The organism is Kiritimatiellaceae bacterium, assembly GCA_013141415.1.
Taxonomy (GTDB): domain Bacteria; phylum Verrucomicrobiota; class Kiritimatiellia; order Kiritimatiellales; family Tichowtungiaceae; genus Tichowtungia.
Map to the genome: position 1 here is coordinate 322,446 of JABFQY010000001.1, position 22,470 is coordinate 344,915.

General features: G+C 55.9%; 20 protein-coding genes and 1 tRNA gene. 15 read left to right on the plus strand and 6 right to left on the minus strand.

Going from position 1 to position 22,470, the window contains the following annotated elements; all coding sequences use genetic code 11:
* Positions 1-84 precede the first annotated feature (84 nt).
* From HOO88_01610 to serC, 5 genes are all read left to right on the plus strand, one after another.
* Positions 85-1,980, plus strand: a complete 1,896-nt coding sequence (locus HOO88_01610) for an amidophosphoribosyltransferase (protein ID NOU35463.1) — start codon at positions 85-87, stop codon at positions 1,978-1,980.
* Positions 1,981-1,982: 2 nt separating this feature from the next.
* Complete coding sequence (gene glgB / locus HOO88_01615; protein ID NOU35464.1) at positions 1,983-3,890, plus strand: 1,4-alpha-glucan branching protein GlgB; 1,908 nt, start codon at positions 1,983-1,985, stop codon at positions 3,888-3,890.
* A 400-nt stretch (positions 3,891-4,290) separates the two neighbouring features.
* A complete protein-coding gene (locus tag HOO88_01620; GenBank protein NOU35465.1) occupies positions 4,291-5,565 on the plus strand; it encodes an ammonium transporter in 1,275 nt (424 codons plus the stop codon).
* A 20-nt stretch (positions 5,566-5,585) separates the two neighbouring features.
* Positions 5,586-5,927: a transcriptional regulator gene (locus HOO88_01625; GenBank protein NOU35466.1), complete on the plus strand. Its 342-nt coding sequence runs from the start codon at positions 5,586-5,588 to the stop codon at positions 5,925-5,927.
* A 184-nt stretch (positions 5,928-6,111) separates the two neighbouring features.
* Positions 6,112-7,194 carry a 3-phosphoserine/phosphohydroxythreonine transaminase gene (gene serC, locus HOO88_01630; protein NOU35467.1) on the plus strand — a complete coding sequence of 361 codons (1,083 nt, stop codon included), beginning with the start codon at positions 6,112-6,114 and terminating at the stop codon, positions 7,192-7,194.
* Positions 7,195-7,501: 307 nt separating this feature from the next.
* Here the strand turns inward: serC and HOO88_01635 are convergent, their stop codons facing one another.
* Both HOO88_01635 and HOO88_01640 read right to left on the minus strand, forming a co-directional pair.
* Entirely contained in the window at positions 7,502-8,482 is a 981-nt protein-coding gene (locus HOO88_01635) for an MFS transporter (protein ID NOU35468.1), read from the minus strand.
* Between the two features lie 259 nt (positions 8,483-8,741).
* Positions 8,742-8,816, minus strand: a tRNA-Arg gene (locus HOO88_01640).
* A gap of 127 nt (positions 8,817-8,943) precedes the next feature.
* On the opposite strand from HOO88_01640, the gene HOO88_01645 reads away from it, so the two are divergent.
* Positions 8,944-9,516: a rubrerythrin family protein gene (locus HOO88_01645; protein NOU35469.1), complete on the plus strand. Its 573-nt coding sequence runs from the start codon at positions 8,944-8,946 to the stop codon at positions 9,514-9,516.
* Positions 9,517-9,595: 79 nt separating this feature from the next.
* Here HOO88_01645 and HOO88_01650 read toward each other — a convergent pair whose 3' ends face one another.
* A complete protein-coding gene (locus tag HOO88_01650; GenBank protein ID NOU35470.1) occupies positions 9,596-10,075 on the minus strand; it encodes a metal-dependent transcriptional regulator in 480 nt (159 codons plus the stop codon).
* Positions 10,076-10,236: 161 nt separating this feature from the next.
* Between HOO88_01650 and HOO88_01655 the strand changes: the two genes are divergently transcribed.
* The 9 genes from HOO88_01655 (at position 10,237) to HOO88_01695 (ending at position 18,226) form a co-directional block, all read left to right on the plus strand.
* Positions 10,237-10,971, plus strand: coding sequence for a hypothetical protein (locus HOO88_01655; protein ID NOU35471.1), 735 nt, complete (start codon positions 10,237-10,239; stop codon positions 10,969-10,971).
* A 64-nt stretch (positions 10,972-11,035) separates the two neighbouring features.
* Positions 11,036-13,144 carry a ferrous iron transport protein B gene (gene feoB / locus HOO88_01660; GenBank protein ID NOU35472.1) on the plus strand — a complete coding sequence of 703 codons (2,109 nt, stop codon included), beginning with the start codon at positions 11,036-11,038 and terminating at the stop codon, positions 13,142-13,144.
* Positions 13,145-13,148: 4 nt separating this feature from the next.
* Positions 13,149-13,427, plus strand: coding sequence for a ferrous iron transport protein A (locus HOO88_01665; GenBank protein NOU35473.1), 279 nt, complete (start codon positions 13,149-13,151; stop codon positions 13,425-13,427).
* Positions 13,427-13,654: a MarR family transcriptional regulator gene (locus HOO88_01670; protein ID NOU35474.1), complete on the plus strand. Its 228-nt coding sequence runs from the start codon at positions 13,427-13,429 to the stop codon at positions 13,652-13,654. The genes HOO88_01665 and HOO88_01670 overlap by 1 nt, the downstream gene beginning before the upstream one ends.
* Before the next feature lie 61 nt (positions 13,655-13,715).
* Positions 13,716-14,297 (plus strand): MotA/TolQ/ExbB proton channel family protein, encoded by a 582-nt coding sequence (locus HOO88_01675; protein ID NOU35475.1) that lies wholly within the window; start codon positions 13,716-13,718, stop codon positions 14,295-14,297.
* Positions 14,298-14,307: 10 nt separating this feature from the next.
* Complete coding sequence (locus HOO88_01680) at positions 14,308-14,712, plus strand: biopolymer transporter ExbD (GenBank protein NOU35476.1); 405 nt, start codon at positions 14,308-14,310, stop codon at positions 14,710-14,712.
* Entirely contained in the window at positions 14,705-15,424 is a 720-nt protein-coding gene (locus tag HOO88_01685) for a hypothetical protein (protein NOU35477.1), read from the plus strand. Before HOO88_01680 ends, HOO88_01685 begins: the two co-directional genes overlap by 8 nt.
* Before the next feature lies 1 nt (position 15,425).
* The gene (locus HOO88_01690; GenBank protein ID NOU35478.1) at positions 15,426-15,602 is read left to right on the plus strand and encodes a hypothetical protein; all 177 of its coding nucleotides are present in this window, start codon (positions 15,426-15,428) and stop codon (positions 15,600-15,602) included.
* A gap of 188 nt (positions 15,603-15,790) precedes the next feature.
* On the plus strand, positions 15,791-18,226 hold the full coding sequence (locus tag HOO88_01695) for a DUF2156 domain-containing protein (protein ID NOU35479.1): 2,436 nt from the start codon (positions 15,791-15,793) through the stop codon (positions 18,224-18,226).
* Here HOO88_01695 and mdoH read toward each other — a convergent pair.
* From mdoH to HOO88_01710, 3 genes are all read right to left on the minus strand, one after another.
* Positions 18,221-20,359 carry a glucans biosynthesis glucosyltransferase MdoH gene (gene mdoH / locus HOO88_01700; GenBank protein NOU35480.1) on the minus strand — a complete coding sequence of 713 codons (2,139 nt, stop codon included), beginning with the start codon at positions 20,357-20,359 and terminating at the stop codon, positions 18,221-18,223. The genes HOO88_01695 and mdoH overlap by 6 nt on opposite strands.
* Complete coding sequence (locus HOO88_01705; GenBank protein ID NOU35481.1) at positions 20,356-20,805, minus strand: hypothetical protein; 450 nt, start codon at positions 20,803-20,805, stop codon at positions 20,356-20,358. The genes mdoH and HOO88_01705 overlap by 4 nt, the downstream gene beginning before the upstream one ends.
* Positions 20,806-20,924: 119 nt before the next feature.
* A complete protein-coding gene (locus tag HOO88_01710; protein ID NOU35482.1) occupies positions 20,925-22,433 on the minus strand; it encodes a glucan biosynthesis protein in 1,509 nt (502 codons plus the stop codon).
* Positions 22,434-22,470 lie beyond the last annotated feature (37 nt).

The window sequence follows — 22,470 nt, forward strand, 5'->3', positions numbered from 1 at the left end:
CGGTTAGATTTCCGTTTGACCGGGGCGGGGCCGGATGCAAGGATGTGCGCTCAATCTTATCCGGAACCAAGGAGTGTATGGGATATGAGTGACTGGATTGGCCATGAATGCGGCATCGCCGCGATCCGGCTCTTGAAGCCGTTCGAATATTACGTCGAAAAGTACGGTTCACCCGCTTTCGCCATTAACCGCCTGTATCTGCTGATGGAAAAGCAGCATAACCGCGGGCAGGACGGTGCTGGCGCGGCGGTCATCAAGTTGGATGTCGAGCCGGGCAAGCCGTTTATCTTCCGTTCGCGTTCCGCAGACAAAGACCCGATTGCGCGGGTTCATCAGGAAATGCTGGCGGCGCTGGCGGAATCGCAGGCCGAAAATCCGGCGAACGCAAACGATCCGGTCTGGCTGAAGCGCAACGCGAAGTTTGCCGGCGAACTGCTGCTGGGCCATCTGCGTTACGGCACACGCGGCCGCGGCGGCATTGATTTCTGTCATCCGTTCCTGCGGCCGAGCAACTGGCGCAGCCGCAATCTGGTGCTGGCGGGTAATTTTAATCTGACCAACAACGATGAACTTTTTGACGCGCTGGTCGAGTTGGGTCAGCATCCGATCGATGAAACCGATACGGTGATGGTGCTGGAAAAGATCGGCCATTTCCTCGACGAAGAGAACGACCGTCTTTTTCGTGAGTTCCGCAAGGAAGGTGTGGAGCGCTCGGCGATTTCAGAAAAAATTTCCGATCATCTCGATTTGGTAACCGTGCTGAAGCGGGCCGTGAAGAATTTTGACGGCGGCTACACGATGGCGGGTATTATCGGTAACGGCGATCTGTTTGTCATGCGCGACGCCTGCGGTATCCGCCCCGGATTTTTCTACCACGACGATGAGTTTGTGGTGGTGGCTTCTGAGCGACCGGCCATTCAAACGGCGTTTGATGTGCCGATTGACGCGGTTCAGGAAATCAAACCGGGTCATGCGCTGATTGTCCGTAGAAACGGCGAGGTGCTGCATGAACCGATTTCAGACGTGCAGGAAATCCGGCCGTGTTCCTTTGAGCGGATTTATTTTTCGCGCGGAACCGACCGCGACATTTACGGCGAGCGCAAACAGCTGGGCCGCCAGCTGACCGAGCCGGTTCTGAAGGCGGTGGACTATGATCTCGATAACACCGTGTTCTCCTACATTCCGAACACGGCCGACGCCGCATTTTACGGTTTGATGGAAGGGGCGAAAGCCTACGTCGCCGACCGGGCAAAATATCACATTCTGCATGAACGGAACCTGACCGCCGAGCGAATCGCCGAGCTGGTGAATTATCAGCCGCGCATGGAAAAGATCATGACGAAGGACGCCAAGCTGCGCACCTTTATCACCGCTGACGCCGACCGGCGCGATCTGGTTTCGCTGGTGTATGACACGACCTACGGCGTGGTCAAAAAAACCGACACGCTGGTGATCCTCGACGATTCGATTGTGCGCGGCACGACGCTCCGCGAGAGTATCTTGCGGATTCTTGACCGGCTGAATCCGAAGAAAATCGTTATCGTTTCCTCGGCTCCGGAAATCCGCTATCCGGACTGCTACGGCATCGATATGTCGAAGCTGAAGGATTTCGTTGCGTTTCAGGCGGCCGTCGCGCTGGTGAAGGAAACCGGACGCGATACGATCCTGAAGAATATCTATGACGCCTGTAAAGCGAGCCTCGAACTGCCGCGCGATCAGGTTCAGAACGAAGTGCAGGCGCTTTACAAACTCTTCAAACCGAATGAAGTGGAGAAAAAAATCGCGGCGATTCTGCGACCGTCCGACCTCAAGGCTGAGTTTCAGGTGATCTACCAGAGCATCGAAGGATTGCACGCCGCCTGTCCGAAGCATAAGGGCGACTGGTATTTTACCGGCGACTATCCCACGCCCGGCGGCAATCGCGTCGTCAACCGCTCGTTTGTCAACTTCATGGAAAACAGCGACGCGAGGGCTTACTGATAATGGAAACGAGACCGAAGCTGACGGACTTTGACCTGTTCCTGCACGGCAAAGGAACGCATTACCGGACGTATGAAAAGTTCGGCGCGCACCTGCTGGAAGAAGGCGGCAAGCAGGGCGTCTATTTCGCGGTCTGGGCGCCGAATGCTCAGCACGTCAGTGTGATCGGCTCGTTCAATAACTGGGAAGCGTGGATTCATCCGATGAAACTCATCGGCAATTCCGGCATCTGGGAGTTGTTCATTCCCGGTGTCAAAGAAGGCGACCCGTATAAATTTGAGATCAAAGGGCCGGACGGATTCTGGGCGCAAAAGGCCGATCCATATGCTTTTTCCGCCGAAGTGCGTCCGCGCACGGCGTCGGTCGTTTGCGACCTCAGCCGTTATCAGTGGAGCGATGCCGCGTGGATTAAACAGCGCGGGCAGACCAAGTGGCACGAAAAGCCGATTAGTGTTTATGAAGTCCATCTCGGATCGTGGAAGCGCAACGTTGAGCAGGGTAACCGCTGGCTGACGTACCGTGAGCTGGCCGAACAGCTGATTCCTTATGTCAAAGAGCTGGGCTACACGCATATTGAACTGATGCCGATTGCCGAGCATCCGTTCGACGGTTCGTGGGGTTATCAGACTGGCGGCTATTATGCGCCGACCTCGCGGTTCGGTTCGCCGGACGATTTTCGCCATTTTGTGGATTGCTGCCATCAGGAAAATATCGGCGTGATTCTCGACTGGGTTCCGGCGCATTTTCCGAAAGACGCGCACGGCCTCGGCTACTTCGACGGCACACATCTTTATGAGCATTCCGATCCGCGCCAGGGCGAGCACATGGATTGGGGCACGCTGATTTTCAACTATGGCCGCAACGAAGTGAGCGGCTTCCTGCTTTCGAACGCCATCTTCTGGGCGCATGAATATCACATCGACGGCCTGCGTGTGGACGCCGTCGCCAGTATGCTGTATCTGGACTATTCCCGCGAAGCTGGACAGTGGATTCCAAATAAATACGGCGGACGCGAAAACCTCGAAGCGATTGAATTTATCAAACACTTCAACAGCATGGTACACGCGGAATGCCCCGGCTTTCTGACGTTTGCCGAAGAATCCACCGCCTTCCCGCAGGTTTCGCATCCGGTTGATATCGGCGGCCTCGGCTTCGACTTCAAGTGGAACATGGGCTGGATGAACGACACGCTGAAATATTTCAGTAAAGATCCGGTTCACCGGAAATACCATCAGGGCGACCTGACGTTTTCCATGATCTACGCCTTCACCGAAAACTTCATCCTGCCGTTCTCACACGACGAAGTCGTTCACGGCAAAGCCTCACTGCTCGACAAAATGCCCGGCGACTTCTGGCAGAAGTTCGCCAACCAGCGCCTGCTCTTTGCCTATATGTTTGCGCATCCCGGCAAGAAACTGCTTTTCATGGGATGCGAGATCGGCCAGTGGCGCGAATGGGACGCCGCGACCAGCCTCGACTGGAACCTGCTCGCCTACGATCCGCACCGGAAACTCAAAACGCTGGTTCAGCGGCTGAACGGCCTCTACACCGGCGAATCCGCGCTCTACGATATTGAATCTTCCTGGCAGGGTTTCGACTGGATTGACTTTCAGGATGCGGAAAGTTCCGTCGTTTCATTTCTCCGCAAAGGGCGCGACCCGCAGGAAATCATTGTTTGCGCGCTTAACCTCACGCCGACGCCGCGCCTTGGTTATCGCATCGGCCTGCCGCAGGCCGGCGACTGGAAAGTCATTCTTAATACCGACGCCGCCACCTACGGCGGAAGCGACTCTGGCCCGAAAGAAACCGATGTTTACGACGCGCACCACCTGCCGTGGCACGGCAAAGGATTCTCCATCCAGCTCGACCTGCCGCCGCTCGGCGCACTCATGCTCAAGTTCCAGCGGTGAGTTTTAAAGTGTGGACGCGACGCCCTCGTCGCGTTTCTCATTCATTTACATGCGACGAGGGCGTCGCATCTACGTTGTGACCAGCGGCAAAGATGCCGCTTCCACATTCCGAGGCCGTCGGCCTCGGCTACAGAAGAAAATACAAAACTGGCGGCGGGACAAATTTCGGCGCGGACGGACCAGATTTGTCTGATTTGTTCACCAAAAAATACAGGCGTGTAACATTGGTCAGTTCTGGCGGCGCGACGGATCGTTGCAGAAAATAATTCTAATCCATTCACCTCCAGCATCTAAGACCGCGGTGTTGCGGCGGCATTTTTGGCTGGGGCATAGATCGTGCTTTTCTCGGGTCTTTACTTTTCACGGAAAAATTGACGCTGACAAACGGAGGAAAACAAAGATGTGGTTTAGAAAAAGATGGAGTCTGTTCTTACTTACGGTTTTGTCGGTCGGTGCCGCGCAGGCGGCGGAAAGCGCACCGAGCGAACTGGCGCAATCTTCCAATACGCTGTTCATTCTGATCGGCGCAGTGATGATTCTGGCGATGCACGGCGGGTTCGCCTTCCTGGAGGTCGGTTCGGTGCGCCGGAAAAACCAGGTGAACGCGCTCAATAAGATCATCTGCGAGTGGGGCTTCTCGACCATCGTCTATTTCTTGATCGGCTATCCGATTGCACGCGGCGTTTCCTTTCTGGTTCCGGTTGAAGTGTTGACGGTTGATCACGGTTTCGCCTATGTGAAGTTTTTCCTGCTGCTCGGTTTTGCGGCCTGCGTTCCGGCGATTATTTCCGGCGGCGTGGCGGAACGTTCCAAGTTCTGGACGAACTCGCTGGCGGGCGGAATTTTTGTCGGTCTGGTTTATCCGCTGGTCGAAGGTTCGCTGTGGGGTCAGTTCTCGAATACGCTGGCGGGAGCTACCGGCTGGCTGGCGACAACCTTCGGCGCGCCGTTCCATGATTATGCCGGTTCCGTGGTGGTACACGCCGTCGGCGGCTGGCTGGCACTCCCGGCGATTATGCTGCTCGGTGCGCGGCTGAAGCGCTACGAAACCAATTCGATCAAAGTCAGCAGTATTCCGTTCCTCGCGCTGGGAAGCTGGACGCTGATCGTCGGCTGGTTCGGCTTTAATGTGATGAGCGCCGGTTCGGTCGAAGCCATTTCCGGTCTGGTGGCAATCAATTCACTGATGGCGATGGTCGGCGGCACGATGGCGGCGATGTTTATTTCCAAGAACGACGCCGGTTTCGTGCATAACGGCGCACTGGCCGGACTGGTGGCGGTCTGCGCCGGTTCGGATATTTATCATCCGGTGAGTGCGCTGGTTGTCGGCGCGATGGCCGGCGCGATTTTTGTTTTCCTGTTCGAAACCGAAACGGTCAAGTGGAAGATCGACGACGTACTCGGCGTCTGGCCGCTGCACGGTGTCTGCGGCGCATGGGGCGGGATCGCCGCCGGTATTTTCGGCCAGAAGGCGCTCGGCGGAGTCGGTGGCGTTTCGTTCTTCTCTCAGCTGATTGTGACACTGGCGGTGATTCTATTCTGTCTGGCCGCCAGCACCATCGTGTACGGTCTGATGAAAATTACCGTCGGCATCCGGCTGAATCCGCACGAAGAACTGATCGGCTCCGATCTCGCGGTACACCGGATTGAAGCACATCCTGAAGACGCGCTCTAAACCTGAAAGGAACTTTTGCCATGAAAATGATTATTGCCATTATCCAGCCTGAAAAACTCGAAGACGTTAAAGCGGCGCTGTTCAACGCTGAGGTGCATAAAATGACCGTCAGCCGCGTGCGCGGCTGCGGCCAGCAGATGGGGTTTACCGAGCACTACCGCGGGCAGGTTCGCTCCGTTAACCTGATCGAAAAGGTGCGGCTGGAAATCGCCGTGAATGACGATTTCGTCGATCTCACCATCAAGACGATTATCAAAGCGGCCAAGAGCGGTAAAATCGGCGACGGCAAAATTTTTGTCATGCCGCTGGAACAGTGCATCCGCATCCGCACCGATGAAACCGGTTCGGAAGCGATTGGTTAAGATGATTTGGAGTGCTCCGGCAAACGAATAGTGCGACGGAGCTTTTTGCCGAAAGTTTGTGAAAAAGCGGCCTCGCGCTCCGCTTGCGTCCGCACTCCAAAGAGAATTTCAACATTCCGTTTGCCCGCGCGGGGCTCGCCGTGCTAGATGTCTTCCGTCGTTTTTAACCGAAAGGAATGTCAATATGGCGCGTGCGTATAATTTCAGTGCGGGGCCGGCAATTCTGCCGACCGAAGTTCTTCTCGAAGCTCAACGGGATCTGCTGGATTTCAAAGGAACCGGCATGTCCATTATGGAGATGAGTCACCGCGGCAAGGAATACACCGCTGTGCACGAAGAGGCTGTCGCCAATCTTAAGACGCTGCTGAACGTTCCGGACAATTACAGCATTCTATTCATGACCGGCGGCGCAACCAGCCAGTTTTCTTTTATTCCGATGAATCTGCTCGGTGCCGGACAGAGCGCCGACTACATCAATGCCGGCTCGTGGGGCGCAGGAGCGGTCAAGGCCGCCAAGAAGCTCGGCAAAGTCAACGTGATTGCCGACACCTCGAAAGAAATTCCGACCCGTATGCCGGCCAACAGCGAACTGAAGTTCACTGATGGCGCCGCATACGTTCACATCACGTCCAACGAAACCATCGCCGGAACGCAGGTTAAGGAATTTCCGAAAACCAAAGCGCCGCTGATCGCCGATATGTCGTCCGACATTCTTTCGCGTCCGATCGACGTTTCGCAGTTCGGCCTCATCTACGCCGGTGCGCAGAAAAACCTTGCTCCGGCGGGTGTGACGCTGGTCATCATCCGTAACGACCTGGCTGAACTTGCACCGAAAGAAACGCTGCCGGAACTGTTTCAGTATCGCGCCTTCATCGAAGAAAACTCGCTCAAGAACACGCCGCCGACGTTCCCGATCTACATCATCATGCTGGTCACCCGCTGGCTGATCGCGCAGGGCGGACTCGAAGGAATGCAGAAGATCAACGACGCCAAAGCGGCCAAGCTCTATGCCGCGATTGACGCTTCAAGCTTCTACAAAGGCACTGCGGTGAAGGAATACCGTTCGCCGATGAACGTCACCTTCCGTCTGCCGACCGAAGAGCTGGAAGAAGCCTTTATCAAAGCGGCGTCCAAGCTGGGAATGACCAGCCTCAAAGGTCACCGTTCCGTCGGCGGCGTTCGCGCCTCGATCTACAATGCTTTCCCGACCGAAGGTGTCGATGCGCTGGTTGCCTTCATGAAGGATTTCGAAGCCAAGAATAGCTAAGCCTGATTCCGGCTCGACCGAAAATCCGCCACCGCGTTCGCGTGGTTGCGGATTTTTTATTTGGAGCATGTAGCAATTTAAGCGACGCATCCAGCGACCCCGCCTTTGCCGGAAGCATCGTGTGGGCCGCCTTCTCCAATAATGAGGCCGTCTTTGGCAAGGCATGTAGTCCCGCCTTCAGGCGGCATGACCTGCTCCGGCTAAAGCCGGTACTACATACCTTGCCATGAAAAAGGGACTCCCGCTGACTTTTTACCGAATATCCAACGTAAATGGCGTGAGCACTAGTTCCGGCTGTACCGGCATTTCAATCGCGAAAAGCTACAGCAGTTTTGACAGGAATGCGGATCTGTAGCGCGGAGACCAGATTGACGCAGGCCACGGCGGCGCCGATCAGAAAAACGTATTGGTAGCCGAATTTCTGCCAGATGCATCCGCACAGGATGGCGGTCGAAATAGAAAATATATGGTCGATGCTGGTCGAGGCCGACAGCGCGGGCATGATGTGATCCGGTGAGAGCGCGATTTTTTTCAGGTACGTGGCGCGGGCCATGCCGACGGACATCAAAAGCTGGTCGGCGATATAGCATCCGCCGGTGACGAGCAGGGCGATGGACGTGGAGAACAGTTTTCCGGCGAAGCCGTAAAGCAAACAGACGCCGATCAGCACCAGCGCTTCACCGGCCAGCACAAACCGTTCGCCTCGGGTGTCGATCAGCCGTCCGAGCATTGGCTGGAGAATGATTCCGAGAATTCCGCCGATGGTCATCAGGATGGCGATGTTCTGCACCGGCTGGGCGAATACTTTAACCAGCACCCACGGCGCGAAGGTGAGGAAGATTTGTTTGCGGGTTCCGTAGAGAATGGAGAGCCAGTAAAACAGCCGGTATTTTTTATGAAGCTTCAGATGCATCGACGGCGGATGCGGGCGGCTGGCTTTCATCCGGTAGAGCATGATCGCTCCGCAGAGAAATCCCGCCGAGGCCGTCAGGAAAGCGTATGAAAAGTTGAGGTGCAGCCAGTGAAATCCGGCGAAGACGAAGAAGGCGCCGCCGATCGCGCAGAAATTACGGATGGCGTTGATTTGGCCGAGCCGCCGTCCGTCCTGTCCTTCGCGGGCCAGCTCCATACCGATGCCGGACTGAAGCGGAATCATCAGGTGCTGGCCGGTGCTGTAAATAAAGAGGCAGGCCAGAGCGATGATCAGCGAATTTGAACTGAAGGCGATCAGTGTCAGTCCGACGGAGCACAGCGCCAGTGCGAAGGCCGCCAGCCGACGATTGCACAGAAAAAAATAGCAGGGCGGAGAAGAACATCACCAGCAGGCCTGGCGTTTCGCGCGGGATTTCAATCAGCGTCCGGGTCAGACTGCTGATGGTGAACGTTTCGTTCAGGAAGTTATTAAAGACGGCTTCCACGATACTGCCGGAAAAGCTGGCGATGGCAATGGCCCCCAGAAATCGGCGGACATCGCCGCTGGTGCTTGCAAAACGCTGTTTCAAACGCCTGATCATAGTGAGTCTCTGCGCTTCGCTTCGAGCGAAGGCTGGTGCACCTGCCGGGAGTCGAACCCAGATCACCGGCTTCGGAGGCCAGTGTTCTATCCATTGAACTACAGGTGCGTTCAAAAAGAGTGTTATCTGTTAGCGGTTAATGCCTGCGGAGAAAAGCCAAAACATTTTAAATCTGTTTTGAAATATAAGCGGCAACCCGCATAATGCGCCCGTTAAACCAAAAGGAGAACGAACCATGGAACTCAGAGGAAGCCAAACCGAGAAGAACCTGATGGCCGCATTCGCCGGCGAATCGCAGGCCCGCAACCGTTACACCTATTACGCCAGCGCAGCCAAAAAGGAAGGCTACGTTCAGATCGCCGATATTTTTGAAGAAACCGCCAATCAGGAAAAAGAACATGCCAAACGTCTGTTTGGACTGATGCAGGGCGGCGAAATTTCGATCGCCGGATGTTTTCCGGCCGGACCTGTTGGAACAACCGTTGACAATCTGCTGGCCGCCGCCGCAGGCGAAGAGCACGAATGGACCGATATGTATCCGTCCTTCGCCAAAATCGCCAAAGAAGAAGGCTTCGTTTTGATCTCCGCTGTGTTCAGCGCCATAGCTGTCGCTGAAAAGCAGCACGATAAGCGCTACCGTGAACTCGCCGCCAACATCAAAGCGGGCAAGGTGTTTGAACGCGGAGAAAAGGTTGTATGGCGCTGCCGCAACTGCGGCTATCTGCATACCGGCAATAAGGCTCCTGTCAAATGCGCCGCCTGCGACCATCCCCAGGCTCACTTTGAACTGCTCGGCGAAAACTGGTAAGCGGGTTTTGTCTGTGTAAATGCGGAGTTTCCAAATATTGGAAGCTCCGCATTCTTTTTTCCGATGTTTGGAAGGCAGGTTATTCGGCGAGATTGCATTTTTCGCAGGCGATCTGGCCGGATCCTTGAGCTTTGCAGAAATAGCCCTTGGTTTTTCCCTGCCAGACTGCGCCGCTGTTCGGGCAGCGTTCGACAAATTCTGCGAAACCGATAAAACGCTCTAACACATGGTCGGGAATCGCGTGTTCCATCTGGCAGGCAAACTCTTCGGCTTCTTCGCGCGGGATATCCAGCACATTGGCGAAAAAGTTCAGAAGCGCCTTGTGTTTTCCGGCAATTTTTTTCGCGGCCCGGTTGCCGGACGGTGTCAGCGTGACGATGTCGTACGGGGTGTAATTAATCAGCTCTTTTTCAGCCAGCTGGCGGAGGGCTCCCGTTACCGAAGCGGCTTTCACATTCAGCCGGTCGGCAATGTCCTTGGGCCGTGCGGCGCCTTTTTCTCCGGCAACGGTCAGGATGGCTTCCAGATAATCTTCAAGGCTGGCGCTGAGTTTTTCCATGCCGCAAAGCCTAGCAGGCTTCCTTCTGTTTCCCAAGAGCCGGAGCGCTGTTTTTTTGGACAGAAACGGATTGACTAAAAGTTAGGCCAAGCTAAATTGTTTCGCTTTGGCAAAATAAGGGGGCGTCGATGACTTGCAGCGGATTGCGTTGGAGAAAGGGTTTGGCTGGGCTGGTGCTGGCGGCGGGGCTGGATGTTCAGGCCGGTGCGCGTAGTTTTGCTTATAACTATGAGACCACAGTGATGCCTAAAGGGGTGTGGGAATATGAGCAGCACCTGAATTGGAAGACTCACAAGCATGATACGGACAGCTCGTTTGACCGGCTGGATATCCGGCACGAGATCGAATACGGGCTGACAGATCGTCTGCAGACAGCGCTATACTTCGACTGGCGCTATCAGGACGGCGAATCAGTTGAGCGGGATCGTGCGCGGTTTCGCGATGTGGCCTGGGAGACAATTTATCAGCTGACCGATCCCGATCAGGAGGCTTTCGGCAGTGCGTTGTACGGGGAAGTTAAGCTGGGCGACGAAATTATCGAAACGGAGGGCAAGCTGCTGTTGCAAAAAAACATCGGTGACTGGGCGCTGGTCTGGAACGGTTCCGTCGCCGCGAAATGGGAAAGCAAAGGCTATGATGAGAAGAAGGGTGAGGTGGGGCAGACCGTTGGCGCCTCATATCGCCTTTGTGATCGTCTCTCTCTTGGCGTAGAGGCTGTGCATGAGCTGGAGATCGGAAATTGGGAGCAGGCCGGTCGTAATGTCGTTTATGCCGGACCATCTCTGTCTGTTCAGGCGTTGGGCGGATATTTCACCGTCAGCCAGCTGGCGCAGGTTTCAGATGTCCAGGACGAAGCGGATTATCAAACCCGTTTAATCGCCGCGTTTCTTTTCTAACGGATTATTGTACCGTTATTTCATGAACCTGACGGGTTTAGTCTTATCTCTGAATTGAGGCGGAATGAAGCAGTTCACTATAGCTCTGGCGGGGAATCCTAATTGCGGGAAGACCACGCTGTTTAACGCGTTGACCAGCTCGCGAGGGCGGGTCGGCAACTGGCCCGGCGTTACCATTGAACACCTCGAAGGCGAATATCAGCATGACGGCGCGGCTGTTCGAGTGGTTGACCTGCCCGGTATCTACTCCTTCTCGGCCGGATCTCCCGACGAAAACGCCGCCCGCAATTATATCCTCAAGGAAAAACCCGATGCGGTCGTGAACATCATCGACGCCCGTAACGTCGAGCGCGGACTTTATTTGACGGCGCAACTTCTGGAGATGCGTGTGCCGCTGATCGTTGTGCTCAACATGATGGATTTGGCAAAGCGACGGAGTATTGAAGTGCAGGTGGATCATCTCGCACGGCACCTTGACTGTCCCGTTCTATCGATGGTCGCCGCCCGCAAGGAAGGGTTGGACATTTTGCAAGCCGCCGTGGCGGAAGCCGCCGCAACGCACTGGGTGAGTGCCACGAATGTGACGTATGACGAGCAGGTTGAAAAGGCGCTGGCCCGGCTGATTCCTGAAGTTACGCCCGCCGCCGAGCGGGTTTCTGTACCGGCCCGCTGGCTCGCCGTCAAACTGCTGGAGCGCGATCCGGTTGCGGAAGAGTTGACGATCGGGGTCTGTGACGAACTGCTGGCGGCGGAAATCGCGAAGGTCGAAAAGCACATCGGCGAAGACATCGAAATTGTCATGGCGGACGGCCGCTACGGTTTTGTCCATGGCCTTGCGCTCGACGTTTCGCGCCGCACCGGCGAGCTGCGGAAAAATCTTTCCGATGCGATTGATCAGATTGTCCTCAGCCGACCGCTCGGCATTCCGCTTTTTCTGGCTGTGATGTATCTGGTATTCACCGTCACCATTACGTTTTCCGCTCCGATCACCGGCTGGATCGGCACCGCTTTCGGTGCGCTGCTGGTTGACGGCTTCGGCGGCTGGCTCACCGGAATCGGCGCGCCGGTCTGGCTGAAGGTTCTGCTGGCCGACGGCCTCGGCGGCGGCATTCAGACCGTCGCAACGTTCATTCCGCCGATCTTTTTTATGTTCCTCTGTCTGTCTTTGCTGGAGGAGTCCGGTTACATGGCGCGTGCGGCGTTTGTGATGGATCGCAGTTTGCGGGCCATTGGCCTGCCGGGCAAAGCCTTCATTCCGATGCTGGTCGGCTTCGGCTGCAACGTCCCCGGCATCATGGCGGCGCGGACACTTGAAAATCAGCGCGACCGTACACTCACGATTCTGCTGAATCCGTTTATGTCCTGCGGCGCGCGCCTGCCGGTTTATGCGCTGTTTGCCGGCATCTTTTTTCCGCAGACCGGCGGCGCGGTGATCTTCGCGCTGTATCTCACCGGCATTCTGCTGGCTGTGGGGAGCGGACTGCTTTTCCGTCGTACGATTCTGAAAGGCGACGCCACGACCTTTGTCATGGAACTGCCGCCGTACCACCTGCCGCGCGCTGTGGCGATCGTTCACCACACCTGGGAGCGCCTCAAAGAATTTATTCTGCGTGCCGGGAAAATCATTCTGATTCTCGTGCTGGTTCTGAGCGTTCTCTGGTCCATCGGCACGGACGGAAGTTTCGGCAACGAAACATCAGAACGCTCGGTTCTAAGCGCGTTCAGCCGTGCGGTGACGCCGCTATTCCAACCGATGGGAATCACCGTTGACAACTGGCCCGCTACGCTCGGACTCATCACCGGCGTCTTTGGCAAGGAACTGGTCGTCGGCACACTCAACACGTTTTACAGCGCCAACGGCGCCGATCCGGCTGCGACCATGCTCGCCGCGTTCGACGGCCAGGCGGGCGCGTTTGCCTATCTGCTTTTTGTGCTGATCTACTCGCCGTGCGTGGCATCCATCGCCGCCATTCAGCGCGAAACCGGCTGGAAGTGGATGACTTTCAGTGTCAGCTATCTCACCGTGCTGGCGTGGACGCTGGCGACGCTCTTCTATCAATTTGCCACATTCGCCGCGCATCCTGTACGGTCGGCCGGATGGCTCGGCGCGATTTTTCTGGCGGGACTTTTATTTGCGCTCACACTTAAATTGATTTCTCGAAGAAAAGGATAAATTCATGTTCAGACGTCTTTTTCAAAAACGGCAGCAGCAGCGGTGTGGACGGCGCGCCGGGCAGGGAATTTGCTGTGCTCATCCGCTTAGCGACTTCGCGCAAGGCGCCGATGTGGTCGTTATTTCCAATGGCGACCGCAAGACGCTTGAGATGGGACTCTTCAGCGGTGCGCTGGTTCATGTCATGAAAAACCGTCCCGGCGATACCAGCATGGTGGTTGCCGCCGGCGAAAGCCGTTACATCATTTCTAAGGAAGCCGCGACGAAAATTCAGGTGCGCTGATGCTGACAGAAATCATCAAACTGCTGAAAGAACGCGGGCCGATGTCGCTCGCCGATCTGGCACGCCATTTTCAAACCGACGTCCCAGCGATGGAAGGTATGCTGGAGATGCTGGAACGCAAGGGCCGCATTCAGCGGCTGGACACCAAATGCTCGCGCTGCAAAGGTTGCGCTGAAGTGAAACCCGAAGACGCCGCGATTTTCCAATACCGGAACGGCGGACACTGAATATTGAGCATTGATCATTTCCGCTGAGCAGGCTTATGCTCCGGGCCTTTGGAGAATAATTATGTTCGATGGCATTTATGACAAAATCGGGATGGCGGGCGTGGTGCTGGCGTTCCTGCCGTTATTCAGTCTCTACTTTTTTATACAACCGCTGATTTATCTGGCATGGGTTCCGCGCGGATTCAGAACGTTTTGCGCGGCATTTGAAAAGCCCGCTCCGGCAGTAACGGAAAGTCAGGCGCGCTGTAATCCGCTCAGTTCTGTACTTTGGGATGTGCTGAAGCATCAGACGCCGCGCGGAGAAGTTCAGGAAGAAGTTCAGTATCTCTTTCAGCGCACGTTTGGACGCACCTACGTCGCGGTCACGGTGCTGCGGCTGATCTCCGTGATTTCGCCGCTGCTGGGGCTGTACGGAACGGTGCTGGGGATGTCGAAAGTATTTCGCGAAATCGGTGCAAAGGCGGTCGCGGTTGATCAGTCGGTGCTGGCCAATGGGATTTGGGAGGCACTGATCACTACCATTATGGGGCTGACGATCGCCATTCCTACGCTGGTCTTTTACTATCTGGTTCGTCTGCGCATCCGGTCTCTGATGATCGAATGTATTGAAACCGCCCGGGATTTGCAGAGAAGTTCAAAATAGAAATCCTGCCATGTTCGAACACTTTTCACTGGATGATGAATTCGATGCGGAAATTGATCTGACGCCGCTGGTGGATACGATCTTTATTCTGCTCATTTTTTTCTTTCTCACGACGACATTTGTGAGTCCGTCCATGCAGGTCAATCTGGCGAAGGCCGCCTCGGCGGCGATAACGGACGAGCGGAAAGACCAGCTGGAGATTACGGTGGATCGGCAGGGTTCAATTTTTCACGGCGGCAAACTGTTGACCCGTGAAGACATTCCCTCGCTGCTTAAAGCGAATCCGGAAAAGGGCATCAACCTGTTTGTCGCCGAGACCGCGCCGTTTCAGTCGTTTTTGACGGTGGTGGATGAAGCGCGTCTTTTGAACCGCAAAGATATTTCGATCACCACGCGTCCGGCAGACCGTGAATAGCTTTCGTACATCCGAGCGGCTTAGCAGTCTGCTGGCCTTTGCGCTCAGTGGACTATCGTATATTTCAGTCGGAGTGCTGGTTATTGTTCTGGCGCAGAGAAACAGTGTCGAAAAGCAGCCCGCGATGGGGCCGAAAGCGGTCAGCCTGAGTTTTGCGCAGATCGAACTGCAGGCCGTTGCCGCTTCGCCCGCGGAATCGGCCCCGGTTCCGGTGCTGCCAAGACCACCGCCTGAACCGGCGGATGTGGCACTGGAAGAAATTCAGAAAGCGCCGGAACCCGAACCAAAAATTCAACCTGAGGTGTCGCCCTCTGATGCAGTCCGAGAGTCCAAGGCGCCCGCCATGGCACAAGTGGCACAGGAAGCCTCCGCGTCAGGAGTGCAGGTGAATGCCGCGGAATCAATGGCGGGCACGGCACAGAAAGCGGACTGGCGGGCGCTGGCGATTGCAAAACTCCGCGCGATGGTTGAGCGCGAAAAATTCTATCCGGCGGCGGCGCAGAAAGCAGGCTATACCGGAGAGTTCAAGGCACTTATCCGACTTGAGCCGGACGGTACGATTTCCGGCTGTTCCATTACGGCGCGGCGCGGACATCCGCTGATTGGAAAAGCCGTCGAAACGACGCTGGATAAAATCAGGGGCCGGTCGATTGGCCAGACCCTGCCGGAGCGGTTTGATATTCTGCTGCCGATCGAATACGAGTTGAGATGAGATGAACTGGGGTTCAGTCAGTATATGGTCGGCGGTTATTCTGTTGCTGGATGCGGCGTTCGGGCTTTGGAATCACGAGCGGGTTCGGGCGCTGGCACCGAAGATTAATGTTCCGCGCATCGCGCTGATTGAGGCGTTTGCCGCGCTGGTTCTGGTTTTGCTTGGTCTGTGGCTGTGATTGCCTTTGCTCAGCCTTCTATGCTTATATCCACGCCCTGCGAGTGGTGGTTTTAAGGGGCGTGCGGAGTAATTTATATGGCTGGTTCCATGTTGATACGGGCTTCCGGTGTGATTCTTTTTCTGAGCCTTCTGCTTTCCCCGCCAGCGGGGCGAGGCGCTGAAGGAGGCGGATCCGAATTTCCACCATTGACGAAAATTGCTCTCACGCACGGCGATTTTGACGTCAGGCTTTATGCGACAGAGGGTAATGATCCGCGTGCGCTGGTTGTTTTCGGATCGGGGGACGGCGGCTGGAGCGCGTGGGAGCATGTGATTGCCACCTGGTTGCAAGAGGCTAATCTGGCGGTTGTTTCTTTTGATTTTGAAAAATATTCAGCGACAGATTTTGACCAGCCAACTGTTGCGAAGGATATGGCCGCCGTGGCGGATTTTGCGGCGAAGAAGTTACATGCCGACGGCCTGCCGGTTCTTTACGGCGGGTGGAGTATGGGCGCGGCTCAGGCAATTGCCGCCGCCAAGGGAACAAACCGTCCGCCGGAACTTGCCGGCCTGCTGCTGATGAGTCTGGACAGCCGCGGACGTTACGGTATTCGCGCGCCGGATCTGGTCGGTATCACGCCAACCGGGCCGGGAACATTTGATCTGAATGAGTTTAATCCGGATCTGCGCGACATCAGAGTGGTTCAGTATCACGGTACGGCAGACTTCATGGCCCAAACGACGTGGATCCGTTTGTTGAAGTCGCCGCATCAGTTGTACCTGCTGAAGGGAATGAACCATGGCTTTGACGGGCTTGGCCCTGAGTTCCAATCCGTATTGCTGCAGGGCGTGGCCTGGGCGCTGGGGGACGATTCCGCCGCCGCTCCGCCGGAAGAAGGCCGGCATTTGCGCCCGGTACGGATGACCATATATGGAATTCTTCTGCTCATGCTGTTGGCCGGAATGGTTTCGCGCCGGGCCTCGCTGGTGCTTCTGCCGGCTTCGGTGGCTCTGTGCGGATTCTCAAACATTCTCGACTCCATCATTCCGGCATCCCCCGCGATTATTGATAAAATACAGGAATGGATTCCATTGGAAGTCAGTCAGCACGGACGGTTTGTTCTGTTTCTATCCGGCGCGATGCTTCTTGCTCTGGCCCGTGGATTGCGCCGGCGTAAACGGGTTGCATGGAATATGACAGCCGCTATTCTGTCGGCGGCTGCGGTTCTGGATTTCACACAAACCTTTAACTGGAACCGCTCAGCGGTTGCGCTGGTGATCCTGATGGCGCTGTTCCGGCGGCGTAGTCTGTTTGATGCCCGCTCCGATGCGCCTTCTTTCCGGCTTGGTATTGCCGCTGCCGGTGTCATGTTCCTATTGCTTGCGAGTTATGGAACAATAGCCATTCACGGACTGGGCGCACGCGGGGTTTTCGGGGATCCGCTGTCTTGGAGCGAGGCGTTTCACGGAGCGGTTTCTGCCGCCCTGCAGATCAAAACCGAGCTTAATGAACTTGCCGGGCGGGAAGCTTCTCATTTTTTGCATACGATCCGCCTTCAGGGTCTGTTTATCGGATTTTTTGCGCTGATTATGGTTTTACGCCCGGTGATTCTGAGAAAACAGGCACACAGTCCGGAAGATTTTGAAAACGTCAAATGGCTGGTGGACACCTATTCGGATGATCCGATGGCCGTGTTTGCTCTGCTTCCGGATAAGCACTATTACTTTGAAGAAGGCGTTGAAGGTGTTGTCGCTTACGCGCTCTGGTGGAATGTCGCCGTGGTGCTGGCCGATCCGATTTGCAAACCGGACTGCCGGGAAAAACTGGTGCACGGATTTATCCGCCATTGCCGCAGTTGCGATTGGAAGCCGGTTTTTTACTGTTCCCACTACACCAATCGCGACATTTACGAGCGGATCGGATTTCAGCTCATCCGGATTGCCGAGGAGGCCCGGCTCCGGCTGGCGGATTTCAAATTGGACGGTGCACGCTTTCAGAATTTGCGCACGGCCCGGAACAAGGCCCGGAAAAACGGACTGATATTCGGGTGGTACGGGGGCGAAGGGTCTCTGCCGGATGAGCAGATGGAAGGGCAGCTTCTGGAGCTATCCAAAGAATGGCTGAAACGGAAACGCGGCGGAGAAATGGGTTTTGATCTCAGCTCATTTGATCTGCAGGCCATTCGCGAAAAAGGCGCTGCGGTGGTCCGTTCGCCGGATGGCCGGCTGGAAGCTTTTGCAACATGGCACACCTATGACCATAACAAAGGCCGCTGTCTTGACATCATGCGGAGTCGTGCCGAAACCCGGGATGTGATGGATTTTCTGATTCTGGAAGCCATTCAGTCGTTCCGTGATCAAGGGATCGAAGAAATCAGTTTTGGCAGCGCGCCGCTTGCGAACACAGCGGATCCGAGCGAGCACAGCATGTATGACCGCTCCATCCGGTTTGTCTTTGAAAATCTCGAACGGTTCTACGGCTATAAACGGCTGTTCTTCTTTAAGCAGAAATATCAGCCGTGCTGGGAGGCCCGCTATCTGTCCTATCCTTGCGGCACATCGCTTCTGCTGGTCGGTATGGCGATTGCCGGCGTTCACCTCACGCACGGATTCCGGAGTCTGTTGAGTTCCCGGAAACTATAGGTAAAGCGCGGTCTGCGGCTTGCTTTCGAGAACGTTGTACTGCCGCAGCGCCATCATCCACCACGGTGCCAGTTTTTCCGGCGGCAGAAGCCATATCTGCTCATGGAGCCATGCCATGCATTCCGGATTCATCAGCAGTGCCATTTGTTCGCGGCGGCTCAGCACGTCGGGGCCTTCGGTCACGACGCGATCCTGAAGCTGTGTGAAGTAGGTGCCTTCCAGCCGGCGTTTGTTGTGCCGCCGCAACAAGGCAATGTGGATGGCGTTGACGTAGGGATCAATGACAACCTGCATGAAGCCGTAATTTTTACGCAACGGTTCGAGCGGCGGCACATGCTGAGTGCAGACATCCAGGCTGACCTGCAGTTCCGCCAGTTCGACCGGCGGATTGCTTTCCTGCGGGGTAATGAAAAGTTTCATCCGGCGGGCGGCGGCTCCTGCCGATACTTTGCCGAGCAGTAACGAAACCGGAATGGCGACGACGAGGCCGATAAAAATGGGGCTCATCCACCAGAAAAAAGCCGGGTTGATATGCCAGGCCATTGCGCCCCAAAGGATGCCGATGATCGTGTGTCCACCGTACGCTTCGATCGCTTCGCCCCAGTCGATGCCGTTTTCGCCGCCGCGCCGCTGAGGCCCCCAGCCGACTTCCTGTCCAGCCATAACGCCGAGGACAAACCGGGAGTGGAAGAGCATGAGGATCGGGGTGATGAGCATGGAGAAGAAGTGTTCCAGGAAAACGCTGATGGTGGCGCGCAGGCGTCCGCCAAACGGCAGGGCGGCCTGCCGGCTGCGCAGAATTAAAATCAGGCTGAGCAGTTTGGGGAGGAAGAGCAGTGAGATGGTGGTGGCGAAAAGAATAATGGCCAGCTGATTGCCGCCGATGTCGAGCAGTGAAGAGAGTCCGACATCATAGTCGAATGTGCGAACGGTCAGCCGGGAGGCGATCCAGAACTGGAGCGTGCCAATGATCATGAAAAAGAGCCAGAGCGGAGAGGAAAGATAGCTCATGATGCCAAGGGCAAGGTGCAGGCGGTTAATCGGCCGGACGTGTGGCGACAGCACAAGCCAGCTGTGCTGAAAGTTTCCGCGGCACCAGCGCCGGTCGCGTTTGGCCATGTCGAGGAGCGTCGGCGGGCCGCCTTCGTAGCTTCCGTCAAGGCCGTAGGCCAGCCAGACTTCGTAACCGGCGCGGCGCATGAGAGCCGCTTCGACGTAGTCGTGGCTCATGAATTTGGCGCGGGGCGTTTTGCTGGCCGGCAGATCGGGTAAAGCGCAGTGTTCGATGAATGGAGCAAGGCGGATGATGGCGTTGTGGCCCCAGTAGTTGCCTTCGTCGGCCTGCCAGAAATTCAGTCCGGCCTGAAAGACGGGGCCGTATAATGAGCCGGCGAACTGCATACCGCGCCCGAAGAGGCTTTCGCTGAGCGCCTGAACCGGGGCGGCCTGAATGATGCCGGCCTGCGGATTCAGTTCCATGAGCTGTGCCAGTTTGACGAGGCAGTCTCCGCTTATCACGCTGTCGGCATCGAGAATGACCATGTAGCGGTATTTGCTGCCCCAGCGGCGGCAGAAATCGCTGATGTTGCCGCTCTTGCGGTTAAGGGCGGTTTTGCGTTTGCGGTAGAAGATGCGTCCGAAGCCCGAGACCTGTTTACAGAGTTCAGCCCAGGCCATTTCTTCTTCGATCCATTTGTTGGGATCGTTGGAGTCGCTCAGGATGAAGAAGTCGAAGCGCGAAAGATTTCCGGTTCGTTCGACAGATCGGTAGATGGCGCGCAGGCCTTCGTATACGCGGCTGACGTCTTCATTAAAGATGGGCAGAACAACCGCTGTGACGGGGAGTTCCGGAAGGTCTTTTGTTTTTTCAAGCAGGGAAAGAATGCGTGCCGGATCCTTTTGCCGCCAGAGAACGATGAATCCTGTCAGCGCCTGAACGATTCCGAGAGAGACCGGTGTGAAGAGGATGGCAAAGAGAATCAGGATGGCGACTTCGCAGCTGTTCATGCCGCCACGCCAGAGAATGTCTGCCATGACCCAGGTGGCCAGCGTGATGAGCAGGAACACCAGCGAAAAGAAGATAATGCGCCGGCGTATTTTTTGAATGCCAGATAAAAGTTTTACTGCCGTCATCGTGTCATCCAGAAAAGATAAGTTAGGAATGCCAGAAAAATCAGCCAGCCGACCAATGCTTTGATAACCGGCATGCGGTTTAAGGCATCCATGGCGTCGTCGGCAAATTCAGGAATCAGCCCCAGATCAATCGGACGCGGCACCATGTTGCTGATCTGAAGTTCGGGCCCGGCGCGGATAAGGCTTTTGCGCATGGCGACTTTCAGGTCGGTCGGGATCTGGCGGGATTCAAGGAATGCGTAGGGCCAGCGCAACGGCCCGTCACAGAGGAACAGGGCGACACGACCGTCGGCGGCGGTAAAACTGGTATTGGTTCCGGCGGGTAGCTCCATAATCATAGTGAACCATTCGTTTAACAGACGATTCGCTTCTTCGATGACCAAGGTTGCCAGAGGCGCTGCCGGGCGTTGATCCTGCCATCGGCGGCTGACACGGCGAAGAATCATGGTGTTAAGGTGAGCTCGGTGTAAATGGCTATCCACCTCATGAGCCCGCAGGTAGCTCTCGAGTTTTTCGTAGGCGCTGTTCCATTCCTCCGGGCTGCCCCAGGTGGGAACGAAGGGTTCTATGGGTTCCAGAAGTAGGTCCACGTTTCGCTCCGCGGCAGTCCGCCTGATTGCAGGAAACAGCGCATTTCGACAGGTTTGGTGCGGTCAACCGGCTCGACATCAAAGAAGACGCGCCACGTGTTGCCGAGATCGTTGCGCTGAAGATGCTTACCTTTCAGGTTTCCGTTGGTGACGGAGATGATCGGCTCCACACTGTCCGGGTTGTTCCGGTCAAGGCCCGGGTGGTTGCTGAAATCGAGTACAAATTTTTTGGCACCGGGATATTCACTGGCATCACCGATCCGGGTGGATGCGGCCCGTGCCAGAGGCGGCAGGGCTGCGTCATCTCTGAACCAGTGCAGACGGTATGAAAACTCGATGGGATTTTCCGGGGTGAGCGGTTTTTCAGGCATCCAGAACGCAACGATATTGTCGGCATATTCCATGTGAGTTGGGAGCTCGACGAGCCGGATTTCGCCGCGGCCCCAGTCTGCGCCAGGCTCTATCCACGCGCTGGGACGGTTCTGGTAGAATGTTTCAAGATCTTCGTAGTTGGGAAAATTCCGGTCGCGCTGAAGAAGTCCGAATCCGCGCGGATTTTCTCCGGCGAAACAGGATACTTTGATGCCGCCTTCGTTGGAGAGCGGGCGCCATAGCCATTCGTCAGTGCCGGTGTGGATCAAAAGTCCGTCGGAGTCATGCACTTCGGGACGGAAGTCTCCATGCCGCGAAGTGGAGTTTTCACCGAACCAGAACATACTGGTCAGCGGGGCCAGACCGAGACCTTCGACCGTCTGGCGGGCAAAGAGTGCCGCTTTGATTTCCATGACCGTGTCGATGCCGGGAATGAGCAGCATTTCGTAGGCCCCGGCGAGGCTCGGGCTGTTCAGCAGAGCGTAAATTTTGATGCTGGCGGATCGGCTGTTTGGTTTTTCGATCCAGAATTCAGTGAACTCTGGAAATTCTTCCGGCGTTTTTCCGACTACGTTGATGGCCAGTCCGCGTGCGGAAAGACCGTAGTGAAGTCCTTTGCCCAGCGCCCGGAAATAGGAAGCGCCCTGAAAGACGATGATCTCGTCAAGGTATTCCATGGAGTTGAGCGGATAATGGATGCGGAAGCCGTTGAAGCCTAAATCGTCGGGAAGGCGCCCGTTTATTTTAACCTGCGAATAGTTGAACAGATTTTTGGAAAACGGGATCAGTTCTGCCCGCCCGTCTTCAATGGAGTTCACGGTGATGTGTCCGTTTTGCGGGCCGCCGCGATGAACAAACTGGAGCTGGAAGGGAAGCCGTTCCATGCGCCAGATGGCGGATTTCGGATCGAACCGGATGTTGCGCATATTATCGTAATTAAAGCGCTGCAACTCGTCGGGCAGGCTTCGATCCGAAGGCTGATATGGCGCGGCGGCCAGATTCTGCGCCCGGTTTTTGAGCGCGTTAAAGTCGAAAGCCGAACTTTCATTCTGCGCGAACCCGTTGAGCGTTGCGCAAAGCAGTATCACTGGAGCAAGTCTGTATTTATTCACGCGCGAAGCATATTCAAGATGCATGTAAATGCACGAA

Excerpts from the sequence above, each read along its gene's own strand:
- HOO88_01610 (NOU35463.1), top strand. The coding sequence starts at position 85 with ATGAGTGACTGGATTGGCCATGAATGCGGCATCGCCGCGATCCGGCTC.
- glgB (NOU35464.1), top strand. The coding sequence starts at position 1,983 with ATGGAAACGAGACCGAAGCTGACGGACTTTGACCTGTTCCTGCACGGC.
- HOO88_01620 (NOU35465.1), top strand. The coding sequence starts at position 4,291 with ATGTGGTTTAGAAAAAGATGGAGTCTGTTCTTACTTACGGTTTTGTCG.
- HOO88_01625 (NOU35466.1), top strand. The coding sequence starts at position 5,586 with ATGAAAATGATTATTGCCATTATCCAGCCTGAAAAACTCGAAGACGTT.
- serC (NOU35467.1), top strand. The coding sequence starts at position 6,112 with ATGGCGCGTGCGTATAATTTCAGTGCGGGGCCGGCAATTCTGCCGACC.
- HOO88_01645 (NOU35469.1), top strand. The coding sequence starts at position 8,944 with ATGGAACTCAGAGGAAGCCAAACCGAGAAGAACCTGATGGCCGCATTC.
- HOO88_01650 (NOU35470.1), bottom strand. The coding sequence starts at position 10,075 with ATGGAAAAACTCAGCGCCAGCCTTGAAGATTATCTGGAAGCCATCCTG.
- feoB (NOU35472.1), top strand. The coding sequence starts at position 11,036 with ATGAAGCAGTTCACTATAGCTCTGGCGGGGAATCCTAATTGCGGGAAG.
- HOO88_01665 (NOU35473.1), top strand. The coding sequence starts at position 13,149 with ATGTTCAGACGTCTTTTTCAAAAACGGCAGCAGCAGCGGTGTGGACGG.
- HOO88_01670 (NOU35474.1), top strand. The coding sequence starts at position 13,427 with ATGCTGACAGAAATCATCAAACTGCTGAAAGAACGCGGGCCGATGTCG.
- HOO88_01675 (NOU35475.1), top strand. The coding sequence starts at position 13,716 with ATGTTCGATGGCATTTATGACAAAATCGGGATGGCGGGCGTGGTGCTG.
- HOO88_01680 (NOU35476.1), top strand. The coding sequence starts at position 14,308 with ATGTTCGAACACTTTTCACTGGATGATGAATTCGATGCGGAAATTGAT.
- HOO88_01690 (NOU35478.1), top strand. The coding sequence starts at position 15,426 with ATGAACTGGGGTTCAGTCAGTATATGGTCGGCGGTTATTCTGTTGCTG.
- mdoH (NOU35480.1), bottom strand. The coding sequence starts at position 20,359 with ATGACGGCAGTAAAACTTTTATCTGGCATTCAAAAAATACGCCGGCGC.
- HOO88_01705 (NOU35481.1), bottom strand. The coding sequence starts at position 20,805 with ATGATTCTTCGCCGTGTCAGCCGCCGATGGCAGGATCAACGCCCGGCA.